15 protein-coding genes are annotated in these 17614 nt (G+C 66.7%); 11 read left to right on the top strand and 4 right to left on the bottom strand.

Going from position 1 to position 17614, the window contains the following annotated elements:
• Positions 1-159: 159 nt before the first annotated feature.
• From queA to fabV, 6 genes are all read left to right on the top strand, one after another.
• Positions 160-1227 carry a tRNA preQ1(34) S-adenosylmethionine ribosyltransferase-isomerase QueA gene (queA, locus tag ACUVWL_RS08870; protein WP_069117160.1) on the top strand — a complete coding sequence of 356 codons (1068 nt, stop codon included), beginning with the start codon at positions 160-162 and terminating at the stop codon, positions 1225-1227.
• 98 nt (positions 1228-1325) lie between these two features.
• Positions 1326-2456 carry a tRNA guanosine(34) transglycosylase Tgt gene (gene tgt / locus ACUVWL_RS08865; protein WP_014646826.1) on the top strand — a complete coding sequence of 377 codons (1131 nt, stop codon included), beginning with the start codon at positions 1326-1328 and terminating at the stop codon, positions 2454-2456.
• Positions 2457-2589: 133 nt separating this feature from the next.
• Entirely contained in the window at positions 2590-2934 is a 345-nt protein-coding gene (yajC, locus tag ACUVWL_RS08860; RefSeq protein WP_014036867.1) for a preprotein translocase subunit YajC, read from the top strand.
• Between the two features lie 61 nt (positions 2935-2995).
• Entirely contained in the window at positions 2996-4852 is a 1857-nt protein-coding gene (secD, locus tag ACUVWL_RS08855; protein ID WP_046430175.1) for a protein translocase subunit SecD, read from the top strand.
• A 16-nt stretch (positions 4853-4868) separates the two neighbouring features.
• Positions 4869-5849 carry a protein translocase subunit SecF gene (gene secF / locus ACUVWL_RS08850; RefSeq protein WP_014646828.1) on the top strand — a complete coding sequence of 327 codons (981 nt, stop codon included), beginning with the start codon at positions 4869-4871 and terminating at the stop codon, positions 5847-5849.
• A 722-nt stretch (positions 5850-6571) separates the two neighbouring features.
• Positions 6572-7831, top strand: a complete 1260-nt coding sequence (fabV, locus tag ACUVWL_RS08845; RefSeq protein WP_227864451.1) for an enoyl-ACP reductase FabV — start codon at positions 6572-6574, stop codon at positions 7829-7831.
• 114 nt (positions 7832-7945) lie between these two features.
• Here fabV and ACUVWL_RS08840 read toward each other — a convergent pair whose 3' ends face one another.
• The 3 genes from ACUVWL_RS08840 to ACUVWL_RS08830 form a co-directional block, all read right to left on the bottom strand.
• On the bottom strand, positions 7946-10015 hold the full coding sequence (locus ACUVWL_RS08840; protein ID WP_227864450.1) for an EAL domain-containing response regulator: 2070 nt from the start codon (positions 10013-10015) through the stop codon (positions 7946-7948).
• Between the two features lie 91 nt (positions 10016-10106).
• Positions 10107-11291 carry an NAD(P)/FAD-dependent oxidoreductase gene (locus ACUVWL_RS08835; protein WP_046430176.1) on the bottom strand — a complete coding sequence of 395 codons (1185 nt, stop codon included), beginning with the start codon at positions 11289-11291 and terminating at the stop codon, positions 10107-10109.
• On the bottom strand, positions 11288-11836 hold the full coding sequence (locus ACUVWL_RS08830) for a YaeQ family protein (RefSeq protein WP_014646832.1): 549 nt from the start codon (positions 11834-11836) through the stop codon (positions 11288-11290). Before ACUVWL_RS08830 ends, ACUVWL_RS08835 begins: the two co-directional genes overlap by 4 nt.
• A gap of 133 nt (positions 11837-11969) precedes the next feature.
• Here ACUVWL_RS08830 and ACUVWL_RS08825 point away from each other — a divergent pair, with 133 nt between their 5' ends.
• Positions 11970-12839, top strand: coding sequence for a pseudouridine synthase (locus ACUVWL_RS08825; protein WP_014646833.1), 870 nt, complete (start codon positions 11970-11972; stop codon positions 12837-12839).
• Between the two features lie 13 nt (positions 12840-12852).
• Here the strand turns inward: ACUVWL_RS08825 and ACUVWL_RS08820 are convergent, their stop codons facing one another.
• Complete coding sequence (locus ACUVWL_RS08820) at positions 12853-13341, bottom strand: YaiI/YqxD family protein (RefSeq protein ID WP_111205979.1); 489 nt, start codon at positions 13339-13341, stop codon at positions 12853-12855.
• Positions 13342-13644: 303 nt separating this feature from the next.
• Between ACUVWL_RS08820 and ACUVWL_RS08815 the strand changes: the two genes are divergently transcribed.
• The 4 genes from ACUVWL_RS08815 (at position 13645) to ACUVWL_RS08800 (ending at position 17463) form a co-directional block, all read left to right on the top strand.
• Positions 13645-13854: a cold-shock protein gene (locus ACUVWL_RS08815; protein ID WP_005416210.1), complete on the top strand. Its 210-nt coding sequence runs from the start codon at positions 13645-13647 to the stop codon at positions 13852-13854.
• Positions 13855-14042: 188 nt separating this feature from the next.
• Complete coding sequence (locus ACUVWL_RS08810) at positions 14043-14732, top strand: glutathione S-transferase family protein (RefSeq protein WP_111205980.1); 690 nt, start codon at positions 14043-14045, stop codon at positions 14730-14732.
• Positions 14733-14764: 32 nt separating this feature from the next.
• Positions 14765-16330: a protein adenylyltransferase SelO gene (locus ACUVWL_RS08805; RefSeq protein WP_126411966.1), complete on the top strand. Its 1566-nt coding sequence runs from the start codon at positions 14765-14767 to the stop codon at positions 16328-16330.
• A 596-nt stretch (positions 16331-16926) separates the two neighbouring features.
• On the top strand, positions 16927-17463 hold the full coding sequence (locus ACUVWL_RS08800; RefSeq protein WP_049405272.1) for an adenine phosphoribosyltransferase: 537 nt from the start codon (positions 16927-16929) through the stop codon (positions 17461-17463).
• Positions 17464-17614: the final 151 nt, after the last annotated feature.

Genomic DNA, 17614 nt, shown 5'->3' with positions numbered 1-17614 from the left:
GCGTCAACGCGCGCTTGGGGGCAGGCTCGTGCAGCGGACTTCCGACTCGATGCTAGCACTTGTTTTTTTGCGCGATAACCCCGCAAAAACCTGCTGCATAGCAGCATTTTGCGCGACGTTCGCCGCGAAGCACGCCGGCTCGCAGACGCTGGACGTACAATGCGCGCCATTGTCGACCTGTTGCCGCCCACTGCCTTGAAGAAGTCCGATTTCAACTACGACCTGCCGGCCGAACTGATCGCGCAGGCGCCCCTGGCCGAGCGCTCCGCCAGCCGCCTGCTGCTGGTGCCGCAAGCCCCCGCCGCGTTCACCGACCTGCAGGTGCGTGACCTTCCGTCGCTGCTGCAGCCGGGCGACCTGCTGGTGTTCAACGACACCCGGGTGATCCCGGCGCGCCTGTTCGGGCAGAAGGCCAGCGGCGGCCGCGTGGAGATCCTGATCGAGCGCTTGCTCGGCGGCCAGCAGGCCCGTGCCCAGGTGGGCGCCAGCAAGTCGCCGAAGGCCGGCAGCCGCATCGCGCTGGATGCCGGTGGCGAAGCCGAGGTGCTGGGCCGCGATGGCGAGTTCTACGTGCTGCAGTTCCACGTGCCCGAGTCGCTGGAGCAGTGGCTGCTGCATGCCGGCCGCCTGCCGCTGCCGCCGTACATCCAGCGCGAGCCGGGCGTGGACGACCGCGAGCGCTACCAGACCGTGTTCGCGCGTGAAGTGGGCGCGGTGGCGGCACCGACCGCGGGCCTGCATTTCGACGAACCGTTGCTGGCCGCACTGAAGGAAAAGGGCGTGGAGTTCGGCCACGTCACCCTGCACGTGGGCGCGGGCACCTTCCAGCCGGTGCGTGCCGAAGACCTGAAGGACCACGTGATGCACCGCGAGTGGCTGAATGTCGGTGCCGAACTGGTGCAGCAGGTGCGGCGCACGCGCGCCGGCGGCGGCCGCGTGATCGGCGTCGGCACCACCGTGGTGCGCGCGCTGGAAAGCGCGATGCGCGATGGCGAGCTGCTGCCGTTCGCCGGCGAGACGCAGATCTTCATCACCCCCGGCTACCGCATCCGCAGCGTGGACGCGATGGTGACCAACTTCCACCTGCCGGAAAGCACGCTGCTGATGATGATCTCCGCGTTTGCCGGCAAGGAGCGCGTGTTCGAGGCCTACCAGCACGCGATCGAGCAGCGCTACCGCTTCTTCAGCTACGGCGACGCGATGCTGCTGTTCCCGCAGGCGGGGTAGCGCGCCCCGGGAGGGCAGGGGCCCCCTGTGGGTGCGCACCTTGGTGCGCACGCCTTCTTGGGAGACAATAGGCAACTATTTGCCCCAATGACCGCTCCATGTCCCGATTGCAGTTCCAGCTCCAGACCCGCGACGGCCGTGCCCGCCGTGGCCGCCTGACCTTCCCGCGTGGCACGGTGGAAACGCCGGCCTTCATGCCGGTGGGGACCTATGGCTCGGTCAAGGGCATCCTGCCGGACCAGGTGCGCGCGCTGGGCGCCGAGATCATCCTCGGCAATACCTTCCACCTGTACCTGCGCCCGGGCCTGGACATCATCGCCGACCACGGCGGCCTGCACGGCTTCTGCCGCTGGGATGGCCCGATCCTGACCGACTCCGGCGGCTTCCAGGTGTTCTCGCTGGCGCACCGCCGCAAGATCACCGAGCAGGGCGTGACCTTCGCCTCGCCGACCGACGGCGCACGGGTCTTCCTCGGTCCCGAGGAGAGCATGAAGATCCAGAAGGTGCTCGATTCGGACATCGTGATGATCTTCGACGAATGCACCCCGTACCCGGCCACCGAGGACGTTGCCCGCCGTTCGATGGAGTTGAGCCTGCGCTGGGCGCAGCGCAGCCGCAACGCGCATGACGAACTGGGCAACGACGCGGCCCTGTTCGGCATCGTCCAGGGTGGCGTGCATACCGACCTGCGCAGCCGCTCGGCCGATGCCCTGCAGGCGATCGGCTTCGACGGCTACGCCATCGGCGGCCTGGCCGTGGGCGAGCCGGAGCACGAGCGCAACGCCATGCTCGACCACCTGGACCCGGAGCTGCCGGGCGACCGCCCGCGCTACCTGATGGGCGTGGGCCGGCCGGAGGACCTGGTCGAGGGTGTCGCACGTGGCGTGGACATGTTCGATTGCGTGATGCCGACCCGCAACGCCCGCAACGGCCACTATTTCACCTCGTTCGGCACCGTCCGCATCCGCAACTCCCAGTACGCGCGCGACATGGACCCGATCGAGCCGGGTTGCGGCTGCGTGGCCTGCACCGGCGGCTACACCCGTTCCTACCTGCGCCACCTGGACCGCTGCAACGAGATGCTGGCGCCGATGCTGGGCACCCTGCACAACCTGTTCTACTACGAAAAGCTGATGGCCGACATCCGCGCGGCGATCGAGGCGGGAACCTTCCTGGCCTTCCGTGAGTCCTTCTACGCGGCACGCGGGGCGGTGGCCCCGCCGCTGTAACCCGAACGCCCCCTGCCAAACGGCCCAAGGACGAACGCCCGGGGCCGTGGCATACTTCAAGGCTGACCCAGATCCGCGGTCGACACCCCCGTCCCTGAAGGGACGGGAGCGCCGCCCAACCAAAGGACCAACGATGAACCTGCTTGCTTTCCTGATTCCCGCCGCCCACGCCCAGGCCGCCGGCGGCCAACCGCAGGGCATGGGCCTGACCACGCTGCTGTTCCCGATCATCCTGATCGCCATCATGTACTTCCTGATGATCCGCCCGCAGATGAAGCGGCAGAAGGAACACAAGTCCATGCTGGAGAAGATCAAGCGTGGCGACGAAGTGCTGACCAACGGTGGCATCGCCGGCAAGGTCACCGACATCGGCGACAACTTCATCACCATCGAAGTGGCCGAGAACGTGCGCATCCGCGTGCAGAAGGGCGCTGTCGGCAGCGTACTGCCGACCGGCACCCTGGATTCGGCCAAGTAAGCCACTCCCTTTCCGAAGCACAACCGCGGCGCCGGGGATGGCGCCGCGCGGGACCCAAGCAATGCTCGAATTTCCACGCTGGAAGTACGTCGTCATCCTGATCGTACTGGCGCTCAGTGCGCTGTACGCGCTGCCCAACATCTACCAGAAGGACCCGGCCATCCAGATCACCGCCAACCGTGGCGGGCAGATCGACGATGCGCTGCGCGACCGTGTGCTGGCCGACCTGAAGAAGGCCGGGGTCACTGCCATCGGTGCCGAAAAGGAAGGGGAAAGCCTGATCGTCCGCCTGCCGGACCTGAAGTCGCAGTCTGCGGCCAGCGATGCCCTGCGCGACACCGTCGGCGAGAAGTACACGGTGGCCCTGAACCTGGCCTCGACCGTGCCGGACTGGCTGGCCCGGCTGGGCGGTCGCCCGATGGTGCTCGGCCTGGACCTTCAGGGTGGCGTGCACTTCGTGCTGCAGGTCGACCAGAAGGCCGCCCTCGACAAGCGCCTGGATGCCTACACCGAAGACGTGCGCGGCACCCTGCGTGACGCCCGCATCGCCTACCAGTCGGTGGAGCGCCGTGCGGACAACAGCATCGTGGCCAACCTGAGCCCGTCCGCCGGTGACGACGCCGCGCAGCGTGCCCGTGCCGCCCTGGTCAAGGCACAGCCGACGCTCGGCTATGACGTCAGCGGCAACCGCATCACGGTCACCGTGCCGGAGACCGAGATCACGCAGATCGCCAACGGCGCCATCGAGCAGAACATCAACACCCTGCGCAACCGCGTGAACCAGCTCGGCGTGGCCGAGCCGATCATCCAGCGCCAGGGTGCCGACCGTGTGGTCGTGCAGCTGCCGGGCGTGCAGGACACCGCCGAAGCCAAGCGCATGATCGGCGCCACCGCCACCCTGGAGTACCGCGCGGTGGTCGAGGGCAATGCGCAGGACGCCATCAATTCCGGCCGCATCCCGCCGGAAGCGAAGGTCTACCAGCAGCGTGATGGCCGCGGCCCGATCCTGCTGAACAAGCGCGTGATCGTCACCGGTGACCAGATGGTCGGCGCGCAGGCGGTGACCGATTCGAACAGTGGCTCCCCGGCCGTCAGCGTGACGCTGAACAATGTCGGCGGCCAGCGCATGTTCGACTTCACCAGTGCCAACGTGAACAAGCCGATGGCGGTGGTCTACACCGAACGCGTGCCGACCGTGACCGTCGTCGACGGCCAGGAAGTGCGTGGCTTCAAGGTCAACGAGGAAGTGATCTCGGTGGCCAACATCAACGGCGTGTTCGGCAAGAACTTCCAGACCACCGGCCTGCAGAAGAAGGAAGCCGAGGACCTGGCCAAGCTGCTGAAGTCCGGCTCGCTGGCCGCGCCGATGGACTTCGTCGAAGAGCGCGTGGTCGGCCCGAGCCTGGGCGCCGAGAACGTCAAGAACGGCATGCGCGCGGTGGTGTTCGCGTTCCTGTTCACCCTGGTGTTCTTCAGCATCTACTACCGCATGTTCGGTGTGATCACCTCGGCGGCGATGCTGTTCAACCTGCTGATCGTGGTGGCGGTGATGTCGCTGTTCGGCGCCACCATGACCCTGCCGGGCTTCGCCGGCCTGGCGTTGTCGGTGGGCCTGTCGGTGGACGCCAACGTGCTGATCAACGAGCGTATCCGTGAAGAACTGCGCGCCGGCGTGCCGGGCAAGACCGCGATCGTGACCGGTTACGAGCGTGCCTCGGGCACCATCCTCGACGCCAACCTGACCGGCCTGATCGTCGGCGTGGCGCTGTTCGCATTCGGTACCGGTCCGCTGAAGGGCTTCGCGCTGACCATGATCATCGGTATTTTCGCCTCCATGTTCACTGCGATCACCGTGTCGCGTGCGCTGGCGACGCTGATCTACGGCCGTCGCAAGAAGCTCCAGAACGTGGCCATCTGACGGGACGACACGCACAATGAAACTGTTTCCGCTGCACATCCTCCCGAACGACACCAAGATCGACTTCATGCGCTGGCGCCATGTCGCCATGGCAGTCACCATCGTGGTGTTCCTGGCCTCGGTCGCCATCATCGGCATCAAGGGCTTCAACTACGCACTGGACTTCACCGGCGGCACCCTGATCGAAACGCGTTTCGAGAAGGCCGTGGACGTCGAGCAGGTCCGCGCCAAGCTGGAGCAGAACGGCTTCGACGGTGCCCAGGTGCAGAGCGTCGGTGGCAATACCGACCTGCTGATCCGCCTGGCGCCGCACGGCGAGCATGCGCCGGGCACCGGTGATGCCGCTGCCGAGGACAAGGCCACCGCCGCGGCCGTGGTGAAGGTGCTCTCCAGCGCCGACAACCAGGCCACGGTGATGAGTACCGCATTCGTCGGCCCGCAGATCGGCAAGGACCTGGCGAAGAACGGCCTGTACGCCACCATCTTCATGCTGGCCGGCTTCCTGATCTACATCGCGGTGCGCTTCGAATGGAAGTTCGCGGTCACCGCCAGCATCGTGGCGATGTTCGACCTGATCGTGACGGTCGCCTACGTGTCCCTGCTGGGCCGTGAGTTCGACCTGACCGTGCTGGCCGGCCTGCTGTCGGTGATGGGCTTTGCGATCAACGACATCATCGTGGTGTTCGACCGCGTCCGCGAGAACTTCCGCAGCCTGCGCGTGGACTCGATGGAGGTGCTGAACCGTTCGATCAACCAGACGCTGTCGCGTACGGTGATCACCGCGGTGATGTTCTTCCTGTCGGCGCTTGCCCTGTACCTGTACGGCGGTGCGTCGATGGAAGGCCTGGCCGAGACGCACATGATCGGTGCGGTGATCGTGGTGCTGTCCTCGATCCTGGTCGCGGTGCCGATGCTGACGATCGGCTTCCTGCGCGTCAGCAAGCAGGACCTGCTGCCGAAGGCGAAGGACGTCGAGGCCCTGGCCCGTCGCCCGTAAGCATCTGCTGCATGCGGCACACAGAGAACCCCGCGCAAGCGGGGTTTTTTGTGTGCAGGGCTTGCAGCCCTGCACCCGCGGTAGTGCCAGCCGCTGGCCGGCAACAGCAACAGCAACAGGGTGCATTCCGTGGTTGGGCGGGACGGTGTCGGAGTGCGGGGACGCCGCAAGTACGTCCGTGTAGGCTTGGCAGCCGCATCCATGCGGCTGACACCCCGCACTCCGACACCGCCCCGCCTCTGACAGATTCCTGCGGCTGTTGGTAGGTGTCGACCTTGGTCGACACATCTGTCAGATATCGATAATCAAACTGGAATCAGATCTACCGTGTCGACCAAGGTCGACACCCACCAGAGAAGAATGCTGTCCCGACAGGTCGCGGAAATCTGTCGAAGGCGGGGTGGGTCCGGTTGCGGGGCGTGAGCCGCATGGATGCGGCGACCGAGCTTACATGGACGTACTTGCAGCGCCCCCCCGCAACCGGATCCACCCCGCCAACCCACAGGAACCCCGCTTTTGACGCTGCTGTTGAGGTTGCCGGCCAGCGGCCGGCACTACCGCGTGTGCAGGGTGCAACCCTGCAAAGAGAAACCCCACCCTACGCCAGCGTCGGTTGTGCAATCGTCCCCCGCGCACTACGATCCTGCGGTTCGCGCGCGCAGGCGCGCGTCCGTATTCCTGCTGAGCGCCCCGTGCGCCGCATCTGCCAACCCGAGGTATCCATGGTCATCAAACCGCGCGTCCGCGGCTTCATCTGCGTCACCACCCACCCGACCGGCTGCGAGGCCGCGGTCAAGCAGCAGATCGACTACATCCGCGCGCGCCCACCGATCCAGAACGGTCCCAAGCGGGTGCTGGTGATCGGTGCCTCGACCGGCTACGGCCTGGCCGCGCGCATCACCGCTGCCTTTGGCAGTGGCGCCGCCACCCTCGGCATCTTCTTCGAACGGCCGGGCAGCGAGACCAAGCCGGGCACGGCGGGCTGGTACAACTCGGCTGCGTTCCACAAGTACGCCGACGAAGCCGGCCTGTATGCCAAGAGCATCAACGGCGATGCCTTCTCCGATGAAGTGAAGGCGAAGACCATCGAAATGATCAAGGCCGATCTCGGCCAGGTCGACCAGGTTGTCTACAGCCTGGCGGCGCCGCGCCGCAAGCATCCGAAGACCGGCGAGATCATCAGCTCCTCGCTGAAGCCGATCGGCGAGCCGATCACCCTGCGTGGCCTGGATACCGACAAGGAAGTGCTGACCGAGACCCACCTGCAGCCGGCTACCCCGGAAGAGATCGCCGGTACCGTCGCGGTGATGGGCGGCGAAGACTGGCAGATGTGGATCGACGCGCTCGCCGATGCCGGCGTGCTGGCCAACGGCTGCACCACCACCGCCTTCACCTACGTGGGCGAAGAGATCACCCAGGCGATCTACTGGAATGGCTCGATCGGTGCGGCCAAGAAGGACCTGGACACCAAGGTGCTGGGCCTGCGCGAGAAGCTGGCCAAGATCGGTGGCGATGCACGCGTATCGGTGCTGAAGGCGGTGGTGACCCAGGCCAGCTCGGCCATTCCGACCATGCCGCTGTACCTGTCGCTGCTGTTCAAGGTGATGAAGGAAAAGGGCACCCACGAAGGCTGCATCGAACAGCTGGACGTGCTGTACGACATCCTCTACGGCGGCAAGGCCGAGGGCGTGGCGATCGATCGCCTGCGCCACGACCTGGTCGATGGCGATGGCCGCACCGTTGCGCTGATCGATGAGGAAGGCCGCCTGCGCGCCGATTACAAGGAAATGGCCGCAGATGTGCAGGGCAGGGTGGTCGCGCTGTGGCCGCAGGTGACCAACGAGAACCTGTACGAGATCAGCGATCTCGCCGGCTACAAGGCCGACTTCCTGCGCCTGTTCGGCTTCGGCGTGGAGGGCGTGGACTACGAGGCCGACGTCAATCCGGACGTGAAGATCGAAAATCTGGTCGACATGACCTGATCAACGAAAAGGCCGGCGAACGCCGGCCTTCTCGTTTGTGTAGAGCCGAGCCATGCTCGGCTGCTCTTCGCTTGAGTCCCGCAGCCGAGCGTGGCTCGGCTCTACAGAGAGGCGTCACCCGAACTCGAAGCCCATCTCCGGCAGCGCCGGGCCGACGAAGTCGCCCTGCACGTAATCCACGCCGGCACTGAACAGCAGCGTCATCGAGTTGGCATCGCTGACGAACTCGGCAATGGTGCGGATACCCGCTTCCTGTGCGCGCGCGGTGATCTGGCTGATGCGGTCGATGTTCTCGCGCGTGGCGGCCAGGTCGCTGGTGAAGCCCCGGTCCAGCTTGAGGAACTGCGGCTGGAAGTGGGCCAGCAGCTGGAATGAATCCAGCCCCGAACCGAACTGCTCCAGGCCGATGCGGCAGCCCAGCGGCGCCACTTCGGCTAGGAACTGCTGCGCACTGCGCAGGTGGGTGAAAACCTTCGCTTCCGGCGCATGCAGCCACAGCCGTTCGCCGGGCACGCCCTGTGCCTGCAGTTCGCGGCGCAGCGTGGCGATCATCTGCGGGTCCTCGAACGATTCCGGCGTCACCTTCACCAGCACCTGGGTGGCGTTGCCTTCGCGTGCCCGCTGGCCGAGCACCGCGATGGCCTGCGAGACCACCCAGCGGTTGATGTCGGCCAGCAGGCCGTGTTCCTCGGCGATGCCCAGGAACGCGGTCGGGCTCAGCAGCTCGCCATTGTTCTCCAGGCGCAGGTAGGCCTCGTACAGCTCCAGTGGCTCGCCCTGCAGGTTCAGCACCGGCTGGTAGTGCAGCTGGAAGCCGTCGCCGGACAGCGCCTCGCGGATGCGCGCAACCCAGCGCTGTACGCGTTCTTCCTCGACACGGTCGGCGGCAGCCGGGTCGAAGATGCGGCAGGTGTTGCCCAGTTCGGCGGCGGCCTGGGTGCAGTCGCTGGCGCGCGCCAGCACCTGGCCGATGCTGGCGATCTTCTCGCCCACCTGCACGCCACCGATGCTGACCGTCACCGTGGCCGAGCGTGCGCCGATGCTGAAGACATGTGCGGCATAGGCTTCGCGGATGCGCTCGGCCAGCGCCACGGTCTGCGCGTAGGGCCCGGCCTGCAGCACGGCGAAATTGTGTTCGCCGAAGCGGGCCAGTTGCGCGTCCTCGCCGACCACCTCGGCCAGCAGGGCGGCGAGAGCGCCGATCAGGATGTCGGCCGACGCCAGGCCGATATCCGGCAGCAGGCGCGCGTAGTGGTCAGGCTCGATCAGCAGCAGGCCGAACTGACCCTCGCTGCGCCCGGCCTGGGCCACCGCGCTTTCCAGCTGCAGCATGAAGGTCGGGCGATTGAGCAGGCCGGTGACCTGGTCGCGCTGGCGCAGGTCCTCGACCTCGCGTGCCAGCTCGGGGTCGAACTCCATGCGGCGGCGGAGCACCACCTGCAGGCAGGACTCGCCCTCGTAGGTGGCCGCGGCAAATTCCATCGTCGCCGGGAAGGAACTGCCGTCCTCGTGGCGCGCGTCGAGCTGGTACTGCGGCGGCGGCGCCTCGCCACGGCTGAGGCCTTTGAGCAGCTGTTTGAAGCCCTCCACGTGCTGGGCGGCGACCATGTCCAGCAGCGAAATGCCTTCGATGTCCTCGAAATGATCGTAGCCGAACATCTCCAGGTAGGCGTCGTTGGCGCGGATGTGCATGCCTTCATGCACATAGGCGATGGGGTCGCGCGAGGAGGCGATCAGCGCGTCGCAGCGGCGCTCGGTCTCGCGCATCTGCGCCTCGATCCGGCGCAGGCCGCGACGCGCCTGCAGGTCGACCCACTGGTCGCGGACCACGGCGAGCAGATGCTCGGGGCGCTGGCGCAGGGCGAGGGCGCGGATGCCATGGCTGCTGGCCTGCACCAGTTCGTCCTCGTCGATGCGCTCGGCCAGCAGCACCAGCGGGATGTCCTTGCCGCTGGCGGCGATGTGCTGGGCCGCCAGCTGCAGCGGGATGCCCTGCGAAGGCGAGGCCAGCACCAGGTCGATGGCCTGGCTGGCCAGCACCTGGGCCAGCTCGGCCGCATCCTGCGGACGCCACGGGCGTACCGCGATGCCGCTGTTGCGCAGGGTGCTGACGATGGCTTCGGCATTCTCGCCGCTGTCATCGACGATCAGCAGGCGGATGGTGATGTCGTTCGCGTTCTGCATGCACTGCTCCCCAATCTGCGAATCTAGATACACGATGCGCGGCGAACCGTCCATGCGCGCACCCCTGGCGCGCGTCGAACGGCGAAGTGGTTCACACCACGCCGCCGGCTGCGTGGCCGCTGGCCCAGGCCCATTGGAAGTTGTAGCCGCCCAGCCAGCCGGTCACGTCCAGCACCTCGCCAACGAAGTGCAGGCCGGGCACGCGCTTGGATTCCATCGTCGAGGATGACACTTCGGCGGTGTCCACGCCGCCCAGGGTGACCTCGGCGGTGCGGTAGCCTTCGGTGCCGCTGGCCACCAGCGGGAATGCGCCCAGCAGCTGCGCGGCCTGGCGCAGCACCGGCTCGTCCAGCTGGCGCACGGGCCGGTCGGGCAGCCAGTGCTCGCACAGGCGTTGCGCCAGCCGCTTCGGCAGTACCTCGCCCAGCACCGTGCGCAGCTCGGCGGCCGGGCGGTCGCGCTTCATCTGGCGCAACCACTCGCCGGCATCCTGGCCCGGCAACAGGTCCAGCTCCAGCGCATCGCCGGGCTGCCAGAACGACGAAATCTGCAGGATGGCCGGGCCGCTTACGCCACGGTGGGTCAGCAGCATGAAGTTCTGGAAACTCTTTCCGTTGCAGCGCGCCTCGATCGGCAGTGCGACGCCGCTGAGGTCGGCCAGCCGCTCCTGGTGCTTGCCGCTGAGGGTCAACGGCACCAGCCCGGCGCGGGTCGGCAGTACCTGGTGGCCGAACTGGCGGGCCACCTCATAGCCAAAACCGCTGGCCCCCATGCTGGGAATCGACAGGCCACCGGTGGCAACCACCAGCGAGGCGCAATGGAACAGGCCCTGGGTGGTGTGCACGCGGAAACCATCGCTGCCGTGCTCGATGCGCTGCACGCTGCAGTCGGTACGGATCTGTACGCCGGCCGCCTGGCACTCGTCCACCAGCATCTTCACGATCTGCTTGGACGAGATATCGCAGAACAGCTGCCCCAGTTCCTTTTCGTGATAGGCGATGCCGTGCTTGTGCACCAGCTCGATGAAATGCCAGGGCGTGTAGCGGGCCAGCGCCGACTTGCAGAAGTGCGGGTTGGCCGACAGGAAGTTGGCCGGGGTGGTGCCGGTGTTGGTGAAGTTGCAGCGGCCACCGCCGGACATCAGGATCTTCTTGCCGACCTTGTTGGCATGGTCGATCACCTGCACCTGGCGGCCGCGCTGGCCGGCAGTGATCGCGGTCATCAGCCCGGCTGCGCCGGCACCGATGACCACCACATCGCAACGGATGGTGCTCATGCCTTGGCGCGCTTGCGCCAGTCCGGGATCACGTCGAGCTGGATCTGGTCGTTGAGCAGCTGCACTTCGCCGTCCTGGATCAGCACGCTCCAACGCATGGCACGCTGGATCTGCTGGCCCCAGCGCTCGACGAATTCGCCGTCCAGAGCGACCACCGAAAGATTGTCGAAGCGCGCCAGGCCCTTGCCCTGCTTGCTCCACCAGATCTCCGAGGCGTTGCCGCCGTAGTTGACCACCTGCACCTGGCGGCTGCGATTGCTGGCCTTGCGGATGCGCGATTCGTCCGGATGGCCCAGGTCGATCCACTGCAGGATGTCGCCGGTGTAGTCGTGTTCCCACAGATCGGGCTCGTCATCGGTACTCAGGCCGCGGCCGAACTCCAGGCGATCGCCGGCGTTCAGCGCGAAGGCGAGCAGGCGCACCATCAGGCGCTCGTCGGTCTCGGACGGATGCTGGGCCAGGGTCAGGTTGTGGGTCGCGTAGTAGCCGCGATCCATGTCGCTGATCTGCAGTTCGGCCTTGCGGATGGTGGCGGTAAGAGCCATGGGGGATCCGTGGACTAAAGAGGACAATGATAGAGGTTTGCTCCGGGGGTGTCCGTGGCCGGACTGTCTGCGCACCGTCAACGGTGGCACTCTTGCGCTCTTTCCCGTGGCCGGAGTGGACGCCATGAGCTTGATGAGCTTGCCCAGCCGGTTGCAGCTGCCGCCCGGCCCCTGGGCCACCCTGCTGGATGGCCTGTGTGCACGTTTTCCGCGCATCGCGCGCGCGCAATGGCAGGATCGCTTCGCGCGCGGCCGCGTGCTGGACGCACAGGGCAGGGCGCTCACTGCGGACATGCCCTGGCAGGTCGGGCTGGACATCCAGTACTTCCGCGAGGTGGCCGACGAACCGGTGATCCCCTTCACCGAAACCATCGTCCATCTGGATGCGCACCTGCTGGTGGCCGACAAGCCGCATTTCCTGCCGGTGACACCGGCGGGCGGGCATGTACGCGAGACGCTGCTGGCGCGGCTGGTCGCCCGCACCGGCAATGCCGATCTGGTGCCGCTGCACCGGCTGGATCGGTTGACGGCCGGGTTGGTGCTGTTCTCGACCCAGCGTGCGTCGCGCGATGCTTACCAGCGCCTGTTCCGTGAGCGGCGCATCGAAAAGACCTATGAGGCCTTGGCACCGGCGCTGCCGGGGCGGGAGTTTCCGCTGCAGCGGTACAGCCGCCTGGTGCCGGGCGAGCCGTTCTTCCGCATGGCCGAAGTGCCCGGCGAAGCCAATGCGCGCAGCCGGATCGAGCTGATCGAGGCCGAAGGGCCGATCTGGCGCTACCGGCTGCTGCCGGAAACCGGCCGCAAGCATCAGCTGCGCGTGCACATGGCCATGCTGGGGGCGCCGATCATGGGTGACGACCTGTACCCGCAGCTTCGGCAACGGGCACCGGACGTAGCCGAGGCGCCGCTGCAGCTGCTGGCGCGGGCCCTGGCTTTCGATGACCCGTTGAGTGGTGCACGACGGATGTTCAGCAGCGGCCGCAGCCTGAGCCTTCCGGCTTAGGGCGGCCAGGCGCTCAGCGGGCCGGGCGTCGCGCCAGCCAGCGGTCCAGCTCGGCGGCGAACAGCTGCCGGTCGCGGGGGGCCAGGGGCGGCGGTCCGCCGGTCTGGACCCCGGCGCCGCGCAGTTCCTCCATGAAATTGCGCATCGACAGTCGCTCGGCCATGTTGTTCGGTGTGTACAACTGGCCGCGCGGGTTCAGCGCGACGGCCTGCTTCTCCAGCACCAGCGCGGCCAGCGGGATGTCCTGGGTGACCACCAGGTCCCCCGCGGCGACCCGCTCGACGATGGCGCTGTCGGCCACGTCCAGCCCCTGCGGCACCTGGATCGAGCGCAGCCAGCGCGAGGGCGGGGTGCGGATCCACTGGTTGGCGACCAGGGTCAGTTCGATCCCGACCCGTTCAGCCGCACGGAACAGGATGTCGCGGATGACGGTGGGACAGGCGTCCGCATCCACCCAGATGCGGGGAGAGGCGTGTTCAGCGGGGGTTTCAGCTTCAGTCATTTACCCAGTGTAGGGTAGGAAAAACCTGAATGGGGACTCGGAGTTAGCCGCGAGAGGCTGCCAACCCTTGTCACGCCTAGCGGGTGACGTATTCCCATGAACGTCGGGGCTATCGCTTTTTGCAGAAAACACGCGTATCGTGCGACCCACTGTGTTTGCTAGGGTCACCGTGAATCGTGGCCTGGTGCAGTTGATCTCACGATCCGCTCATCGATCCGCTTTACCAACGCCTGCAACTCAGTCTCGGCCCCGATACCCGGTGGCTGCGATTTTTTTCAACATGTGTTTCAGGAGTTAGTAAAAATGTCTGAACGTCAGACCGGTACCGTCAAGTGGTTCAACGACGCCAAGGGCTTCGGCTTCATCACCCCGGAAAGCGGCCCGGACCTGTTCGTGCACTTCCGCGCGATCCAGGGCACCGGCTTCAAGACCCTGCAGGAAGGCCAGAAGGTTACCTTCATCGCCGTCCAGGGTCAGAAGGGCATGCAGGCTGACCAGGTGCAGGCGGTCTAATCCGTCTGCTACCGTTGGGTAGCCAGAACGCCGGAAGCGAAAGCTTCCGGCGTTTTTTATTGCCCGCCGTTTTTTTGTAGAGTCGAGCCATGCTGGACTGCGCCCAAAGACAGTCGAGCATGGCTCGACTCTACAAAGGACATGCAGCCGGCGCGGTACGATGCGCGTCTCCCCAAGGGATCACCCCCATGCGCATCGTCCACCACCTGGAAAACTCCCGTTCTCTGCGCGTGCTGTGGATGCTGGAGGAGCTGGGGTTGGACTACGAACTGCGCCGCTATCCGCGCGATCCGAAGACGCTGCTGGCGCCGCCGGAACTGCGCAGCGTGCATCCGCTCGGCAAGTCTCCGGTACTGCAGGATGGTGAGCTGGTACTGGCCGAGTCCGGCGCGATCCTCGACTACCTCGCTGACCGTTACGACACGCAACGCCAGCTGTCGCCGTCACCAATGCCGGCAGACGGGGCCGAACGCATCGCTTACCGCTACTGGCTGCACTACGCCGAAGGCTCGGCGATGCCACCGTTGCTGCTGACCCTGGTGATGGGCCGCATACGCAACGCGCCGATGCCGTTCTTCGCGCGCCCGATCGCACGCAGCATTGCCGACAAGGCCGAGCGCGGCTTCATCGGCCCGCAGCGGCGCCTGCACCTGGACTGGATGGAGCGCCGTCTGGCCGAAAGCCCGTGGTTTGCCGGCGAGCGTTTCAGTGCGGCCGACATCCAGATGAGCTTCCCGATCCAGGCCGCTGCCGCGCGCGGTGGTGGCCTGGACGACAAACCGGCACTGCGTGGCTTCCTCAAGCGTATCGGTGAACGCCCGGCCTACCAGCGTGCCGAGGCCCACGGCGGCCACCTGCAGGCGCTCGGCGGCAATTGAGGAGGGCGGCCGTCGCCCTCATCTCCAGCACCATGGATACCGACACTCCCCGTTTCGACAACCGCCTGCTGCACACCCTGCCGGGCGACCCCGAATCCGGCCCGCGCAGGCGCGAAGTGCTGGGCGCCGCCTGGTCGCCCGTGATGCCGACCCCGGTGACGGCGCCCACGCTGTTGGCCTGGGCGCCGGACGTCGCCGAAATGCTTGGCTTCGATACCGCTGAAGTCGAAAGCGAAGGTTTCGCGCAGGTATTCGGCGGCAATGCGCTGTACGCCGGCATGCAACCGTGGGCAGCCAACTACGGTGGCCATCAGTTTGGCCACTGGGCCGGCCAGCTCGGCGACGGGCGTGCGATTTCGCTGGGTGAGCTGGTTGCGCCGGATGGCCAGCACTGGGAGCTGCAGTTGAAGGGGGCCGGCCCAACGCCGTACTCGCGGGGGGCCGATGGACGGGCAGTGCTGCGCTCATCGATCCGCGAATTCCTGTGCAGCGAGGCGATGCATCACCTTGGCGTGCCGACTACGCGCGCGTTGTCACTGGTCGGCACCGGTGAGGACGTGGTGCGCGACATGTTCTATGACGGCCATCCGCGTGCCGAGCCAGGCGCCATCGTATGCCGGGTCTCGCCGTCGTTCCTGCGCTTCGGTTCGTTCGAACTGCCGGCCTCGCGCGGTGAAACCGCCCTGCTGCAGCAGCTGGTGGATGCCTGCATCGCCCGCGACTTCCCCGAACTGCAGGGGCAGGGCGAGGCGCTGTACGGCGACTGGTTCGCGCAGATCGCGGTGCGCACGGCCGAGATGATCGCGCACTGGATGCGTGTCGGCTTCGTGCACGGCGTGATGAACACCGACAACCTGTCCGTGCTCGGTGTGACGCTGGATTACGGCCCCTATGGCTGGGTCGAGGACTTCGATCCGGACTGGACGCCGAACACCACCGACGCCCAGGGGCGCCGCTACCGCTTCGGCACCCAGCCGCAGGTGGCGTACTGGAACCTGAGCCGATTGGCGCAGGCGCTGTCGCCGCTGTTCGCCGATGTCGCACCGCTGCAGGCAGGCCTGGCGGCTTACCAGTCCACGTTCGTGGCCTGCACGCGTCGCGATGCTGCAGCGAAGCTGGGGCTGGCTGCTGCCGACGATGATGACCTGCAGCTCTACCAGCGCTGGCAACAGCTGATGCAGGAGGGCGCAATGGACATGACCCTGGCTTGGCGCGCACTGATGCGCATCGACCCGGCGGCAGCAGATGCGACGGTTCTGGACGCGGTGTACTACGACGAGGCGCGGCGACAGGCAGTGCAGGCACCGCTGCGGCACTGGCTGCAGGACTACGCAGCGCGCCTGCGCCGCGATCCGCTGGCGGCCAGCGAACGCCAGGCGAAGATGGCAGCGGCCAACCCGCTGTACGTGCTGCGCAACTGGCTGGCCCAGGAAGCGATCGACCGCGCAGAGCAGGGGGATCTCGGCGGCGTCCATGCACTGCAGGACGTGCTGCGCGACCCGTACACCGAGCGTGCCGGCCTGGAACACTTCGCTGGCAAGCGCCCGGCGTGGGCCGACAATCGCGCCGGTTGCTCGATGCTGTCCTGCAGTTCCTGAGGGGGGGGTCGGCAGGGCTGCGCCCTGCACCTGCGGAGGCCAGATCAACAGCCAGAGCAAAAGCGGATTCCGTGGTTTGGCGGGGCGGTGTCGGAGTGCGGGGACGCTGCAAGTACGTCCCTGTAAGCTTGGCAGCCGCATCCATGCGGCTGACACCCCGCACTCCGACACCGCCCCACCTCCGACAGATTCCCGCGGCTGTGGGTAGGTGTCGACCTTGGTCGACACATCTGTCAGATATCGAATGAAATTCCGGGGGTCAGATCCGTTTTCCTTCGTAAAACGGATCTGACCCCATGAGCAATTCCGACAGATCGCAGGAAACTGTCGAAGGCGGGGTGGGTCCGGTTGCGGGGGCGTGAGCGCCATGGATGGCGCGACCGAGCCTACACGGACGTATTTACGGCGTCCCCCGCAACCGGACCCGCCCCGCCATCCCCCGGAATGCAGGCTGTTGCTGTTGCCGTTGCTGTTGAGGTTGCCGGCCAGCGGCCGGCACTACCGCAGGTGCCGGGCGCAGCCCGGCCGGACACCACCAGCAGGCAGGCGGCGCCCGGAACAGGTACCCTATGCCGCCATCAGATAGCCAATGTGACATGACCGACGCCATCGTCGCTCCGCAGTGGGCCTCCCGCCTGCGCGACATCGCCGACTTCCCCAAGCCCGGCATCCTGTTCAAGGACATCATGCCGCTGCTCGCCCATGGCGAGGATTTCCGCGGCGCGATCACCGCGATGGCCGACCGTTGGCGCGACCAGAAGCTGGACGCAGTGGTCGGCATCGAATCGCGTGGGTTCATCCTCGGTGCCGCGATGGCGCTGGAGCTGGGCGTCGGCTTCGTGCCGGTGCGCAAGCCGGGCAAGCTGCCGGGCCAGGTCCTGCGCGAGGAATACACGCTGGAATACCGCAGCGACTGCATCGAAGTGCATGCCGATGCGCTGCCGGCCGGCGCCCGCGTGGTGATCATCGACGACGTGCTGGCCACCGGCGGCACGCTGGTCGCTGCGCTGTCGCTGGTGCGCCGCCTGGGCGTTGAAGTGGTCGGCGCCGGTGTACTGGTCGAACTGGACGGCCTCGGAGGTCGCGCCCGCTGGGAATCGGACCTGCCGCTGCACACCGAACTGGTGTTCTGACCGAAGGGTGGGTGCCAACCAGGGTTGGCACCTGCCAGCGCGAATGGCCGGGAGCCGGTCGTTGCCAACCTTGGTTGGCAGCACTTTTCGCGACGGGTGCCATGGACGGGCCAACCAAGGTTGGCCGCTACCAGGCCAGATCGTTACCAAC

This window comes from Stenotrophomonas muris, from assembly GCF_052751275.1.
Note: the sequence above shows the minus strand (reverse complement) of the source record. Positions and strands in the feature narration are given on the sequence as shown.

What these genes read in the sequence shown, in the direction of transcription:
- ACUVWL_RS08805 (WP_126411966.1), top strand. Translation starts at nt 14,765, where the DNA reads ATGGATACCGACACTCCCCGTTTCGACAACCGCCTGCTGCACACCCTG.
- ACUVWL_RS08835 (WP_046430176.1), bottom strand. Translation starts at nt 11,291, where the DNA reads ATGAGCACCATCCGTTGCGATGTGGTGGTCATCGGTGCCGGCGCAGCC.
- ACUVWL_RS08840 (WP_227864450.1), bottom strand. Translation starts at nt 10,015, where the DNA reads ATGCAGAACGCGAACGACATCACCATCCGCCTGCTGATCGTCGATGAC.
- ACUVWL_RS08800 (WP_049405272.1), top strand. Translation starts at nt 16,927, where the DNA reads ATGACCGACGCCATCGTCGCTCCGCAGTGGGCCTCCCGCCTGCGCGAC.
- secD (WP_046430175.1), top strand. Translation starts at nt 2,996, where the DNA reads ATGCTCGAATTTCCACGCTGGAAGTACGTCGTCATCCTGATCGTACTG.
- secF (WP_014646828.1), top strand. Translation starts at nt 4,869, where the DNA reads ATGAAACTGTTTCCGCTGCACATCCTCCCGAACGACACCAAGATCGAC.
- ACUVWL_RS08815 (WP_005416210.1), top strand. Translation starts at nt 13,645, where the DNA reads ATGTCTGAACGTCAGACCGGTACCGTCAAGTGGTTCAACGACGCCAAG.
- queA (WP_069117160.1), top strand. Translation starts at nt 160, where the DNA reads ATGCGCGCCATTGTCGACCTGTTGCCGCCCACTGCCTTGAAGAAGTCC.
- fabV (WP_227864451.1), top strand. Translation starts at nt 6,572, where the DNA reads ATGGTCATCAAACCGCGCGTCCGCGGCTTCATCTGCGTCACCACCCAC.
- tgt (WP_014646826.1), top strand. Translation starts at nt 1,326, where the DNA reads ATGTCCCGATTGCAGTTCCAGCTCCAGACCCGCGACGGCCGTGCCCGC.
- ACUVWL_RS08820 (WP_111205979.1), bottom strand. Translation starts at nt 13,341, where the DNA reads ATGACTGAAGCTGAAACCCCCGCTGAACACGCCTCTCCCCGCATCTGG.
- ACUVWL_RS08830 (WP_014646832.1), bottom strand. Translation starts at nt 11,836, where the DNA reads ATGGCTCTTACCGCCACCATCCGCAAGGCCGAACTGCAGATCAGCGAC.
- ACUVWL_RS08825 (WP_014646833.1), top strand. Translation starts at nt 11,970, where the DNA reads ATGAGCTTGCCCAGCCGGTTGCAGCTGCCGCCCGGCCCCTGGGCCACC.
- ACUVWL_RS08810 (WP_111205980.1), top strand. Translation starts at nt 14,043, where the DNA reads ATGCGCATCGTCCACCACCTGGAAAACTCCCGTTCTCTGCGCGTGCTG.
- yajC (WP_014036867.1), top strand. Translation starts at nt 2,590, where the DNA reads ATGAACCTGCTTGCTTTCCTGATTCCCGCCGCCCACGCCCAGGCCGCC.